We start from the raw sequence: 12,166 nt of genomic DNA, 5'->3' as shown, positions 1-12,166 counted from the left end.
CTACTTCGGTCCCCGGAGCTTTTGCTGTTTCGGGGTTGGCCCGCCTTTGGCTCCCAGCCGGGGTGGGCTGACGTCTGCTCGCATCCGATTGAGGGCGGGGCATACCTGCAGCCGCTCGCCCCACGGTCAAGCCCGTGGTTGTGGGGCGGCCGCCCCACCCAGCAGCTCCCTTATCTGGCCAGATCAGGGAGCTCTGAGGTGCTTGAAATCGACTCTTCCATTACTCCTGAAGCCTGGTCTATATTCATCGCAAAGAACGTTTGTGTTCGTATGTGAAGCGATACGAACTGATAGTTCGGCGATATTGGTGGTGAGGCGTGGGATCAAGCGATTCCTCTCGGCAGCGTTTCGGTAAGCTGCTCCTGAAATACCGTGGCCTATCAGGCATGACGCAGAAGGAGCTCGCTCGGGCCGCTGCGATCGCGCAGAGCACGATCAGCGATCTGGAGTCAGGAAAGAAAGGGACACGGAGGTCTCATATAGAACAAATCGATGCTGCCTTGAACACCAACGGGGTGCTGCTGAACTCCTGGGACGCGATGTTCTCCCCGACGGGCATGATCGGGTACTTCCGCGAAGTTGCCGAGGACGAGCAGGTGGCCATCGAGATTCGCGAGTACGCCCTCGGTCTCGTGCCGGGCCTAGTGCAGGTGGAACAGTACGCTCGCGCGATCAGCCAACTCGCGTCCCCCTACGATCAACCTGCGAGGATCGACCAAATAGTGCAAGCGCGACTCTTCCGGCAGCAGATCCTCGACCGAGAGCACCCGCCCATGATGGTTGTGCTGCTAGACGAGTCAGTTCTCCTGCGCCGGTTCTCCAACCCCCACGTCATGCCAGCCCAGATCGACCACTTGGTGAAGCTGAGCCATCGCCCCCGTATCACCGTCCAGGTCATCCCTGAGGCGACCGAGGATCACGTTGGTCTGAACGGGTCGTTTAGGCTGATTACCGCCCCCGACAGCAGCCCTGTTGCCTACGTCGAGAGCCAGAAGACGGGCATGACCCTCAGGGAACCCGAGATCGTGGCAAGCTACGAGCGGACGTTCGCGGACCTGCGAAGTTCGGCGTTGCCGGTGGCCGCATCACGGTCACGGATGGAAGAGATTCGAGGCAGTATCACATGATGACCGAAGGTTGGAAGAAGTCCAGCTACAGCAACGGTGAAGGCGGCAACTGCGTCGAGGCTCGCGCCACCGACCAGGGAGCCGCGGTCCGCGACACGCAGAACCGCGAGCTGGGCCACCTGGACGCCCCTGCCCCTGAGTGGGCGGCCCTGGTGGCGGCAGTGCGCGGCGCATAGCGCGAAAGCAGCCCGTCTCCGCCGAAGTGCGTTGGGCGGGGACGGGCTTATGGGCCTTGAGCCTGGATCTTGGCCACGCTGAAGCCGACAGGTGTTCAGGAGGAAGCGAGAACCAGAGCATGGCCTACCAGCGGATCACGGTCCTGTTGACACCGGATCCCGCCCCTTGTCTTCACGGCCTTGAGTGTCAGGCCAAGTCAACCGTGTGACTGACTGAGTCGGCCTCCTCGGGTTCAGCAAGGGGCCTGTGCTGCGGCTACCGTCGTAGTGACCGCCACATTCCCATCTGGAACGGTGCCTGCATGAGCGACAGAGGCTATGCGATCCGTGCTCGGCTTCTCCACCCGATCTTCGTGATCCCCGCGCTTGTCACGGCGCTCATAGCTATCGGCTTGCTCTCTCAGGGCCTGTCCGGTTCCGACGACGGCCTAGTTGCTTCCGAGAATGATGCCCAGGGCGCGACAGCCCCGGCTCAGGCCACTTCTGACGAAGAAATTCCTGTCTTGGCCAGTGCACTCGATGTCGCGAACGATCTCGCTGCCGACTTCCCGATACGCACTTATACAGATAAGTCTGATGTCTGCGGGACGAATCAGCTCAACGTCGGGACATGGGTCGTGGACTGCATCGAGTGGATTGAAACTCGACACGTTCACATCTATGAGTTCGACAATGTGGCCCAGGCAAGGGCCCATGAAGAACTCGTGGGGCGCCGTGACGAGGACGAGACGCGGCGCTACTGCCACTTCCTCCTCGTCTGGGACCGATGGGACCACGGCCACGTGTCCGGCGAAGACCGCGACGCGATCATGGAGCACATGGAGATCTATGCCTGCCTGGGTAGCGATGCGAGGGACTGACTGGTAGGGCGCGGTCGAGCCGGTGTGCCGGGCGGTGCTGGGCCGAACTCGGCCGGCCACTGCGCGCCGTTCCCTTCCTGGAGCAAGCACTGGCCGGGTTCGATGACGCGCACGCCTGCGACAAGGCCTTGTATACGACCTGGCTGGCCTCGGCCTACGTCGCTGCTGGGGAGATCGAGCAGGCAGCGGCGAGTGCCGCCCGGGTGTTGGTCCTTTCCGTGGATGTGGCGTCGGTGCGTCCACGCCAGCGACTTGCTCTGGTGCTCGGCAAACTTGCCCACCACCGCGCTTTGCCCGAGGTCGCCGACGCGCTGGAGCTAGCCCGCACCCGTTAGATGGTCTCAGGGGCTGTGGTGGAGCCGACCCAGCGCAGGTAATCCGGGGAGCCTTCCACGATCGCGGTCGCGACGACCTCCGGGTTCGTCCACGGATGGTGTCCGATCAGGTGCGCCTGGATCTGCGGGTACTGGTCCGCGCGCGCTTTCAGCAGAAGCTGCCACTCCTCACCTGTTCCGAACTCGCCCAGGTGCCAGAACACCGACGTGACCGGGCCGACGATCTGCGCCCCGGCCGCGAGCTTGGCAGCTACCACGGACTTGGCCAGTTCCAGCGCCTGCTCGCGGGTTTCGGTCGCCGTGGACACCTGAAGGTAGTCGGTCATGGAGGGGCCCTTCGAGTCGTGTGGAGTACAGGGGACAACCTAGCCTCCGGGGTCCCTCAGCGGGGAGTCAACAACGGTGTCTACCCGCACGAGCTCCAACGCTTCGGACAGGCATATGGCCCGGGAGGTCAGGAGGGGGCCTCGCTCTGTGGACAGGCGATACGGCGTCCACGCCAAGAGACAAGAGCCCGTCGCCAGGGAGGGGCACACGAGGCTCGACGTTCGCAGAGCGGAAGGTGTTCCTCCTGAGCTGCCGTGACGGCAAGTTCGACATCCCACCGGGATAACTCACTGTGAAGAAGATAACGACCCACCCCGGATCAGGGAGAGTTCCGGTGTGTTCACAGCTGAGATGAGAGGTGTCGGTTCCATAGGTCGTCTCGTCAGTGATTATGGGGTGCCAGAGAATCTTCCTTGGGTGTCTTTCTTGGCGCGCTCGTGTGCGTGTCGGAAGAGTCCAGGAAGAATTTTTCAGAGATCCCTAGATTGAACACTCACGGTGACTCATGAGTCCACTGCGCAAGTGGCTGAGTCATCCCGTGAGTCCAGCATATGCGCAGGTAGAGGCTGTGAGTCTAGTCCTGAGTGCGTGACTCACACGCCTCGACGTCAGCGCTCCAGGCAGAAATCCTTTACCTTCCCTTGCTGTCTTTGAGTCACTTCTGAGTCTGCTCTGAGTCGAGATTGAGCGTGCTGTGAGTCCATTCTGAGCAACCCCTGAGTCTGCGATGCCTTTAAGTGGTCCGTGTCGGATCCCGGTGGCACTTCCAGGGGGAACACATGAACCTTTCGCTGCTTGGCCAGATCGAATCCAACTTCGTTCAGATCGCACCCACACACCTGACCCTGCACGGCGCCCACGCGCACCCTTCGTTGGAGGAGCGCACCTACTCGCTCCTTGAGCTGCGCGAGGTCCTCCTGGACCGCGCAACCCCGAACCAGGTGCGGGACGCGCTGTGGCGGCACACCATGCGGGCGGCCCGCCGCTCGCAGGAGTGGATGGTCGGCGCGCTCGGGCTGGCGATGCCTCTGCTGCGCGGATGCGTGGGCCGCGCCAGCCGGGGCCTGGACCCCGACAGTGTGCAGTGCATTGAGGCCGAGCTGGTGGCGTTCACGATCCGCCAGATCCGAACCGCCACCCTGGACCACGGCGCGTTGGGCTACTACCTGTTGTGCCGGGTGCGCCGCGCCGCTCTAGGCGAGCGCAAACGCGCCCTGGCCTCCGCCGCACAGCGGGGGTGGGGGACGGCCGAAGCCACCGACCTCGAGGACGACCCTGAGTCGACCCGCTCGTGTGAGTCGGTTCTTCAGGCGGCGGTGCGGGCCGGGGCCGTGACTGCTGCTGAGGCGGAGCTGATCGCCCGCACCCGTCTGGAGAAGGTCTCGTTGGTGGCGCTGTCCACCGAAACCGGGGTGGCCTACAAGACGCTGGCCAAGCGCCGCCAGCGGGCCGAGACCCGGCTCGCCGCCGCGCTGAGCGCGGCCCCCGGCCAAGCCCCGAGCACTTCTCCCTTCCTGTCGAGTGCGCCGGTTTCGCCCGGTGACGGGCACCGCGCCAACGAAGTCGCCCGGCCGAAGGCGTCGAAGGCGCCGTGGCCGTTGGCTTCCTAACTCAGTAAAAGGGCCGGTCGGGCCACTCGAGCTTCACGGGATGGCCCGACCAGCCCCCGACAGCGGGCCAAGACACCGAGCCGCCTCGAAGGACTGAGGGTGCGGCGGTGCTGAGAAGGGGGTTGGGGTGCGCAGGTTGTTGGTGATCATGGTCGCCGTCTTGGTAGCCACGGTGTGGTGCATGGTGACGGCCGATGACGCCTCGTGGGTGTGGGCCAACAGCACTGAGGGGGAGGTTGAGGGGCCGGACGAGCCAGCCGAGGCCACGGCGGCGCCGCTGGTGGCCGTGGTGGACCGGGTCTACCTGGTCATCATGGTCTTGGCCACCGCGCTCGGAACCCTTTTCCTTACGATCGCGGGGGTGCGGTGGCTGGTCGCCGGGGGCGAGCCGGGGGCGATCGACGGGGCCAAGAGGGCGCTGACGGGTGTGGCCCTCGGGTACGGGATCGCGGTGCTGGCCACGGTGCTGATGAGCATCCTGGAATGGATTCTCGCCGCGGGTGAGGCCGGTGGTGGCGCATGAGACCACTGCACACGTGGGTGCGGGTTCCGGCGGAGCCGCCTTCGGACGAGCCGTTGCCGCCGCCCTCGGACGACCCGCTCCCACCCCCGCAAGAACCCTCACCCGCACCAGAACCGGCGCCCGAGTCTGAGAGTGGTCCTGGCCCGGAGGAGCTGGATCCTGCTCCGGAGCCGGAGATCACCGACGACCCGCTCCCACCTCCCGAAGATGAGCGCGAGGACGAGCCCCGAGGCGGTCGGCAGGACCCGACCGAGCTTCCCAAGGATCCGGTGGAGTTAGAGACCGATGACAAGGTCTTCGACTGCGGGCTGACCGACGGCGGCTGCCACATCAGTAACTGGTTCGCGGACTTCGTTGTGTCCGGGTTGAACCCGGCCCTGGCATGGCTGGCGGAACGGGCGTTTTGGACCCCGATGCCGACCGAGGGCATGAAGGCCCTGCACTCCGGGATCCTGACCACCACCAACATCGTCTACCTGTTGCTGATCGTGGCGGGCGCGGTGATCGCCATGGGCTACCAGACCATCCAGACGCGCTACTCGGCCACCGACCTGCTGCCCCGGCTCGTGGCCGGGTTCGCCGCGGCGAACCTGTCGATGTGGATCTCCACCGAGATCATCCGGCTCTCCAACGACATGTCCACCGCCATCGGTGCGCGGGGCATCGATGCCCGCGAGGCGGCCGAGAATCTGCGCGACCGCATGGACGTCATCCTCACGGAGGCGTTGTTGTTCACCTTGCTGCTGCTGGTCGTCATCGTCGTCTTGCTGGTGGTGTGGATGATCAGTGAAGCGGTCCGCATCTGCGTGGTCATCGTCCTGGTCATCGGCGCCCCGCTGTTGCTGATGTTCCACGCCTTGCCGCACACCAACCGGCTCGCGGAGCTGTGGTGGAAATCCTTGGTGGGGGCGTGCGCGATCCCGATCGCCCAAGCCGTGGCCTTCCTGGCGATGATGCAGCTCTTCTTCGAAGGCCAGATGTCCTTGACGGGCAACATCACCGCTGCCCCCACCGGGCCGGGCGGGAACATGGTGGTGCTCGACACGGGCTCCGAGCACACCGTCACCCTGACCAGCAGCACGTTCGCTTCTCCTGAGAGCGGGAGCGCCAGCGGTGACGGGTGGCTGATGAACATCATGCTGCTCCTGGTGCTGCTGTATGTGCAGATCCGGATCGGCTCGTGGGTGAGCCGTCTGGTGTGGCAACCCAACCCCGGCACCTCACCGATCGCCGCCTTCTTGAAAAACATCGCCTGGATGCTCGCTTTCAGGTCGATGGGGAGTCTTCGGTTGCCGAAAGCGTTCGACCTCGGTTTCCGTAAACCCCAGTTCTCCTGGCCCCAACGCCGCGCTGGCAAGCCGCTGCCCCGCTACCAGCCCAAACCGGGGTCCGGGCTCCAGCCGCTCCAGCCCCAGGCGTGGTGGTACCGCCACCGCCACGACCCGCCCGATCCAGCCGGGGACCTCACACGGGGCGGGCGGCGCACTCTCCCCGGACCGGGGGCCAGTGGCCACTGGCCCCGACCCGGCCCCGACCCCGGTGGTCCCACACCTGCTCTGCCAGGCCAGAAAGCCCTGGGCCCGGCGCCGCCGCCGCGACCCGCACCGCCCGCGCCCGCACGTCGCGTGTTGGAGGAGGGCCGTATGCCCGGATCACCCAAGACCGGACAGCAGACGCTCTTCGCCCGCCCCTCACCACCTGGTGCCAAGCCTCACGGTGGTGGCGCTGCTGGGACACCGCAGCGCCGGTGGCGGCAAGGGGTGCTGCCGACCCCGCCTCCGGTCCGGGTTCCGGGCCGGCGGGCAACCGAGCGCCTCGGTCTTCCCGACCCCGCACCTCGCCCAGCGTCTGCGCCGAGGGTGCGTCACCTGCCGGAGGCGCCGCCCGTGCAGTGGACCAAGCCCGCCCACGTCAAAGGCCAGCAGCCCTTGTTCTCATCCCCGCGGCGGGTGTGGAAGCAGTACGGGCTCTTCCCCAAACCTCGCCGCGACACCAAGTGAGCTCTGACCCGCACGTGCAGGACATCGAGAAAGGGAGCTTGTGCAGGAAGAACCCTCGGCGTGGCGGGGCCGCATCCCCGCTGACATCGACCGCCCCGAACCCCTGCTGTTCAACCTCACCGCCCGCCAGTGCCTGATCATCGCCCCAGCCCTGGCCGCAGCCTGGATCGCCTACCTGCTCCTACGCGACATGGTGCCGCTGTGGGTCCTCGCGCTGGGACTGGCCCCGCTCCTGGGCGCGGTCATCGCGATCGCGCTGGCCGAGCGCGACGGCCGAGGCCTGGAGAAGGTCCTGGCCAGCGCGTGGGTGTGGAAGCGCTCACCCCAGCACCTGGTCCCCGCACCCTCCGGTGAACTCCCGGCGTTGCCGCGTTGGGCACCCCGATTCAGGCAACCGAGGCTAGCGCCGTTGCGCCTGCCCGCCTCGGCCATCACCCCCAGCGGGGTGATCGACCTGCAAGGCAGGTGCGCGGCGGTGATCGCCTGCACCACCCTCCCGTTCCAACTCGCCTCCGGTCGTGAGCAGGACCAGGTCGTGGCGGCGTTCGCCGGGGTGCTCGACTCGCTGACCGAACCCGTCCAGATCCTGGTGCAACGCCGCCGTGCTGACCTGTCGGGGCTGGTAGCGATGGTGCGCGCCAACGCCGACCACCTGCCCCACCCGGCCCTGGCCGATGCTGCGGCCGCGCACGCCGACTTCCTCGACGAGATCGCCGCCACCCACGAGCTCTCCCACCAGCAGGTGCTGGTCGTGGTCACCGCCACCGGAACCGCCCGGCGCACCGGTGGGGCTCTACGGCGCCGTACGGAAGATGTCGCGGATCGGCTCGCCGCACTCGGGATCCGCACGCAGGTCTTGGACGGCGAGGCGGTCGAGCAGGCGCTACGGGCGTCTATGACCGCCCCTGGCACACACCTGACCGACCCCGAGAACGGCGCCGACTCCTGCGACGGAGATCTCGACACCACCGACGAGCGGGAGGACTGAGGAGATGGTTGTGCGCAGTTTGTGGAAACACGCCGGTTCACCGGCTCTGGGCGGCCCGGCTATCCATGTCGGAGCCCGCTACCTGGAGGTCGAGGGCGGGGTGTGCCAGAGCCTGGCGGTCACTGGCTACCCGCGCGAGGTCGCGGTCGGCTGGGCCGAACCCTTGCTGGCCTACCCGGGCCAGCTCGACATCGCTTTTCACCTGGACCCGGTCCCCGCCCCCCGCGCCGCCACCCAGCTGCGCAAACGCCGAGCCCGGTTGGAGTCGGCGCACCGCACCAGCACGGGTCAGGGCCGGGTGGAGGACCCGCACCAGCTGGCGGCCGCGGCTGATGCGGCGGAGATCGCTGACCGCATCGCTACCGGCCAGGGCAAGCTCTTTCGGGTCGCGGTCTACATCACCGTGCACGCCACCTGCCTGGAGCACCTGGAGGCCGAACTCCAGCAGGTCAAAGCGCTCTGTGACTCGCTTCTGGTGGACGCTGTGCCCTCCACGTTCCGTTCCCTAACGGGATGGATCTCCACACTCCCGCTGGGCACCGACGCGCTCGGGATGGGCCGGTCGATGGACACTGACGCCGCCGCCACCTTGCTGCCTTTCACCTCCCCGGAACTGGTCGCGGACCTGGGCGAGACCACCGTGGTTTATGGCACCAACACCCACAGCAGCGGCTTGGTGGCCTGGGACCGGTTCTGCGGCGATCTGGATAACCACAACAGCGTGATTCTCGCCCGCTCCGGTGCGGGCAAGTCTTACCTCGCCAAGCTGGAGATCCTCCGCTCCTTGCTGGTCGGTGTTGAGGTCGCGGTCATCGACCCCGAGGGGGAGTACCTGCGTCTGGCCGAGGCGGTGGGCGGCACCACCATCAGCCTCGGCACCCCGCAAGGGCGGTTGAACCCGTTCGCCCTACCGCTGCCGCAGGAGGGCGAGGACGGCAGGTCGTTCACGTCCAGGGCGCTGTTCCTGCACACCCTGATCGGGGCGATGGTCGGTGAGCTGACCGCGACTGACAAGTCGGTGTTGGACCGGGCGCTCGTGACCGCCTACGCCGGGGCCGGGATCACCCGCGACCCGACCACCTGGGATCGGGTCGCGCCGGTGCTGGCGGATCTGGCCGAGGCGTTGGAGGAGATCGCCACCGACCCCAGTACAGGAGCAGCCCTTGCTGCTGCGGCTCAAGGCTTGGCCGAGCGGCTCGAGCCTTTCGTTCACGGCTCCCACGCGGCCCTGTTCGAGGGCGCCTCTACCGCGAATGTGGGCGGGTACCTGACCGTCGTCTCCCTCAAAGAGTTGTCGGAGGAAGTACGGCCGGTCGGAGTGCTGCTCGTACTCGACGCCATCTGGCGACACGTCACCGCACCCGGACCCGCCCGGCCCCGGATGGTGGTGGTCGATGAGGCCTGGCTTCTGCTGCAGGACCCGGCCGCGGCCCGCTACCTGGCCCGCTGGTCCAAAGCCGGACGCAAACACTGGCTGGGCCTGACCCTGGTCACCCAAGACGTGGGCGACGTGCTGGCCACGGAGCTGGGCCGGGTGGTGATCGCCAACGCCGCCACCCAGGTGCTGCTGAAACAGGCCCCGCAGAACCTCGACGCGGTAGCCGAAGCCTTCCACCTCTCGGCGGGCGAGACCCACCTGGTGGGCACCGCCCCCCGAGGCTCCGCCCTGCTGGTGGCGGGCCATCAGCGAGTCGGCTTCCACCCGCTGGCTTCTGCGCATGAGCACGCGCTGATCACCTCCGACCCGGCCGAGCTGGCCGCGATGCGCGCCGAGGCGGAAGCAGCGTCCGCTGAGTTCGAAGACCACGACCAGGACGACGAGACCGATCGTGCCTGGGACCAGAACGAGGACATCGAAGAAGAGGTGGTGTGATGCTCGGCTTCCTGCTCGGCGGGGGGATCTTCCTCCTGATCGCGGCGATCCCGCTCACCGGGGGTTTGGTGGGCGCGGTGGTGCTCGGGTTCAGGTGGGCCCGCCACGTCCACCTGTCCAAGGAAGCCAGGGTGGTGGAGATCCTGCCCCCGCCCGAAGCCAGCCTGGAGAACGCGCGTGCGTTCTGGCAGCACACCATGGGGCTGCTGCGCCCGCGCTGGTCGCGGTGGCTGTTCCAACCCCACCTGGCCCTGGAAATCATCGGCTCAGCGGCCGGGGTTCGCTACCAGGTGTGGGTGCCCGGGACGGTGCCTCCGGGCACGGTGGAGCGGGCGATCTCGGCGGCCTGGCCCGGTGCCACCACCTCCACCCGCCGCTTGGCCCCGCAGGAGTCACCGCTCCCAGCGGGTGCTTACACCACCGGCGGGCACCTGGGGCTGGGGCGGGCGGAGGTGTTCCCGTTGCAGACTCGGTTCGATGACGACCCTGCCCGTCCCTTGCTGGGTGCGATGGAGGACCTGGTCGAGGGCGAACACGCCCTGGTGCGCATTACCGCCCGCCCGGTTACGGGGTGGCGGGCTGCGAAGGCCCGCCAAGCAGCAGCCCGGATCGCTGGGCACGCCGGGATGGGCACGGCCGTGGTCGACGCCTTCACCCCAGCCGGGGCTGGAGGCGGGGGTGGGGCACGGCGGTCGGTGTCGTTGCCGGGGACCGGGGACGACATCCGCGCGATCCTGAACAAAGCCTCCAGCCCGAGGCTGGCGTGCTCGCTCTCCTACATCCTGACCACCACACACGAGGGTGATGAGTTCCGGGATCGGTTGCGGGGGCGCGCTCACGGCATCGCTTCGAGCTTCGCGGCGTTCACCTCGGGCACCAACCACTTGGGGCGGCACTTGATGTTCAAGCCCGAGTGGTGGGCGGTGAACCGGTTCCTGGCCCGAGGGGCACTGCTGTCCACTGCTGAGCTGGCGGGGGTCGCGCATCTGCCCACCGACACCAGCGTGCCCGGCCTGGCCCGCGCTGGAGCGCGCCCGGCCGCACCCGCACCGGCCGTTCCGCGCGGGGGCGAGAACACCCGGGTGGTCGGGGACGCCGACGCCGGCACGAACCGTCCGGTGGCCTTGGGTGTGGTGGAGGCCCGTCAGCACACCCACATCCTCGGCAAAACCGGCTCCGGCAAGTCCACCCTGCTGGCCAACCTCGTCCTCCAAGACGCGGAGGCGGGTCGGGCGGGGCTGGTGATCGACCCGCGAGGGGACCTGATTACCGACATCCTGGCCCGCCTGCCCGAGCACGCCGTCAACCGAGTGGTGCTCTTCGATCCGGACGACAACGCGGCGCCTCCCCGGTTGAACCTGCTGCAGGGCCCGGATGCGGACTTTACGAGCGACACCGTGGTGGGGATCTTCCGAAGGATTTACGCCGAGTACTGGGGGCCTCGCACCGACGACATCCTGCGGGCCGCCACACTCACGTTGACTCGGGCCAAGGACCCCACACTGACCCTGGGGGACGTGCCGCGCCTGCTCTCCAATGACGACCTGCGCACCGAGGTGATGGCCAAGGTCGTCCAGAACACCGGTAAGGACGAAGCCCTCGCTGATTTCTGGGGCTGGTACTCCGGGCTCACCGTCTCGGCCCGCTCGTCGGTGACCGGGCCGGTCCTCAACAAACTGAGGACGGCGCTTCTGCGCAAATGGGTGCGCCAAGTGGTGGCCTCGGGGCCTTCCACCATCGACTTGCCGAAGCTGTTCGACTCCGGGCACCTGGTGCTGCTGCGCCTGCCCAAGGGCCGCCTGGGTGAGGACACCTCGAGCCTGATCGGGTCGTTCGCGTTGGCGGCGACCTGGCAGGCGGTCACCGCCCGTATCCACACACCCGAACACCAGCGTAAGGACCTGTGCGCGTACGTGGACGAGTGCCAGAACTTCCTGAACCTGCCCGGCAGTCTGGAGGACATGCTCGCCGAAGCCCGCGGCTACCGGCTCGGCCTGACCCTGGCTCACCAGGAACTCGGCCAGCTCCCGGGGGACCTGAGGAAGGCGGTCTCGGCCAACGCCCGCTCCAAGATCTACTTCTCCGCCTCACCCGATGACGCGGTGAGCCTGCAGCAGCACACCCAGCCGGTGCTGGGCGCCTATGACCTCACTCACTTGGGCGCGTTCCAGGCCGCGGTACGCCCGCTGGTGGGGGCCAAGGAACTCGCAGCGACCACCGTGAAGACCCGGCCCTTGCCGGAGGGGATCAAGGGCCGGGCCACTCAGGTGCGTCGGGCCGCCCGCGTGCACGGGCCTGACGCCCAGGCGCAACCAGAAGAGCGACGGGGAAGCTACTAAAGGGGGCC

The 12,166-nt window shown here is 67.4% G+C and carries 11 protein-coding genes; 10 read left to right on the top strand and 1 reads right to left on the bottom strand.

Annotation, left to right across the window (positions count from 1 at the left end; all coding sequences use genetic code 11):
* Positions 1-317 precede the first annotated feature (317 nt).
* The 4 genes from NE857_RS26225 (at position 318) to NE857_RS26210 (ending at position 2,498) form a co-directional block, all read left to right on the top strand.
* Positions 318-1,127, top strand: coding sequence for a helix-turn-helix domain-containing protein (locus NE857_RS26225; protein ID WP_301184260.1), 810 nt, complete (start codon positions 318-320; stop codon positions 1,125-1,127).
* Positions 1,124-1,303 carry a DUF397 domain-containing protein gene (locus NE857_RS26220; RefSeq protein WP_184365787.1) on the top strand — a complete coding sequence of 60 codons (180 nt, stop codon included), beginning with the start codon at positions 1,124-1,126 and terminating at the stop codon, positions 1,301-1,303. Before NE857_RS26225 ends, NE857_RS26220 begins: the two co-directional genes overlap by 4 nt.
* Before the next feature lie 302 nt (positions 1,304-1,605).
* Positions 1,606-2,163 carry a hypothetical protein gene (locus NE857_RS26215; RefSeq protein WP_184365786.1) on the top strand — a complete coding sequence of 186 codons (558 nt, stop codon included), beginning with the start codon at positions 1,606-1,608 and terminating at the stop codon, positions 2,161-2,163.
* Positions 2,164-2,291: 128 nt separating this feature from the next.
* Positions 2,292-2,498 carry a hypothetical protein gene (locus tag NE857_RS26210; RefSeq protein WP_184365785.1) on the top strand — a complete coding sequence of 69 codons (207 nt, stop codon included), beginning with the start codon at positions 2,292-2,294 and terminating at the stop codon, positions 2,496-2,498.
* Here NE857_RS26210 and cutA read toward each other — a convergent pair.
* Positions 2,495-2,824, bottom strand: coding sequence for a divalent-cation tolerance protein CutA (gene cutA / locus NE857_RS26205; protein WP_184365784.1), 330 nt, complete (start codon positions 2,822-2,824; stop codon positions 2,495-2,497). The genes NE857_RS26210 and cutA overlap by 4 nt on opposite strands.
* Positions 2,825-3,604: 780 nt before the next feature.
* Between cutA and NE857_RS26200 the strand changes: the two genes are divergently transcribed.
* From NE857_RS26200 to NE857_RS26175, 6 genes are all read left to right on the top strand, one after another.
* A complete protein-coding gene (locus tag NE857_RS26200) occupies positions 3,605-4,435 on the top strand; it encodes a sigma-70 family RNA polymerase sigma factor (RefSeq protein WP_184365783.1) in 831 nt (276 codons plus the stop codon).
* Between the two features lie 127 nt (positions 4,436-4,562).
* On the top strand, positions 4,563-4,958 hold the full coding sequence (locus tag NE857_RS26195; protein WP_254418074.1) for a hypothetical protein: 396 nt from the start codon (positions 4,563-4,565) through the stop codon (positions 4,956-4,958).
* Between the two features lie 269 nt (positions 4,959-5,227).
* Entirely contained in the window at positions 5,228-6,958 is a 1,731-nt protein-coding gene (locus NE857_RS26190; RefSeq protein WP_184365782.1) for a TrbL/VirB6 family protein, read from the top strand.
* Positions 6,959-6,998: 40 nt separating this feature from the next.
* Positions 6,999-7,946 (top strand): PrgI family protein, encoded by a 948-nt coding sequence (locus NE857_RS26185; protein WP_184365781.1) that lies wholly within the window; start codon positions 6,999-7,001, stop codon positions 7,944-7,946.
* A 10-nt stretch (positions 7,947-7,956) separates the two neighbouring features.
* Entirely contained in the window at positions 7,957-9,819 is a 1,863-nt protein-coding gene (locus NE857_RS26180; protein WP_301184259.1) for a VirB4 family type IV secretion system protein, read from the top strand.
* On the top strand, positions 9,819-12,158 hold the full coding sequence (locus NE857_RS26175; RefSeq protein ID WP_184365779.1) for a type IV secretory system conjugative DNA transfer family protein: 2,340 nt from the start codon (positions 9,819-9,821) through the stop codon (positions 12,156-12,158). The genes NE857_RS26180 and NE857_RS26175 overlap by 1 nt, the downstream gene beginning before the upstream one ends.
* Positions 12,159-12,166 lie beyond the last annotated feature (8 nt).

The organism is Nocardiopsis exhalans (assembly GCF_024134545.1).
Classification (GTDB): Bacteria; Actinomycetota; Actinomycetes; order Streptosporangiales; family Streptosporangiaceae; genus Nocardiopsis; species Nocardiopsis exhalans.
The sequence above is the reverse complement of the archived record's forward strand: the minus strand, read 5'-3'. Positions and strand labels throughout refer to the sequence as shown.

Bases quoted from the DNA above. Each gene is read 5' to 3' on its own strand.
- NE857_RS26220 (WP_184365787.1), top strand. From the start codon at position 1,124: ATGATGACCGAAGGTTGGAAGAAGTCCAGCTACAGCAACGGTGAAGGC.
- NE857_RS26215 (WP_184365786.1), top strand. From the start codon at position 1,606: ATGAGCGACAGAGGCTATGCGATCCGTGCTCGGCTTCTCCACCCGATC.
- cutA (WP_184365784.1), bottom strand. From the start codon at position 2,824: ATGACCGACTACCTTCAGGTGTCCACGGCGACCGAAACCCGCGAGCAG.
- NE857_RS26200 (WP_184365783.1), top strand. From the start codon at position 3,605: ATGAACCTTTCGCTGCTTGGCCAGATCGAATCCAACTTCGTTCAGATC.
- NE857_RS26175 (WP_184365779.1), top strand. From the start codon at position 9,819: ATGCTCGGCTTCCTGCTCGGCGGGGGGATCTTCCTCCTGATCGCGGCG.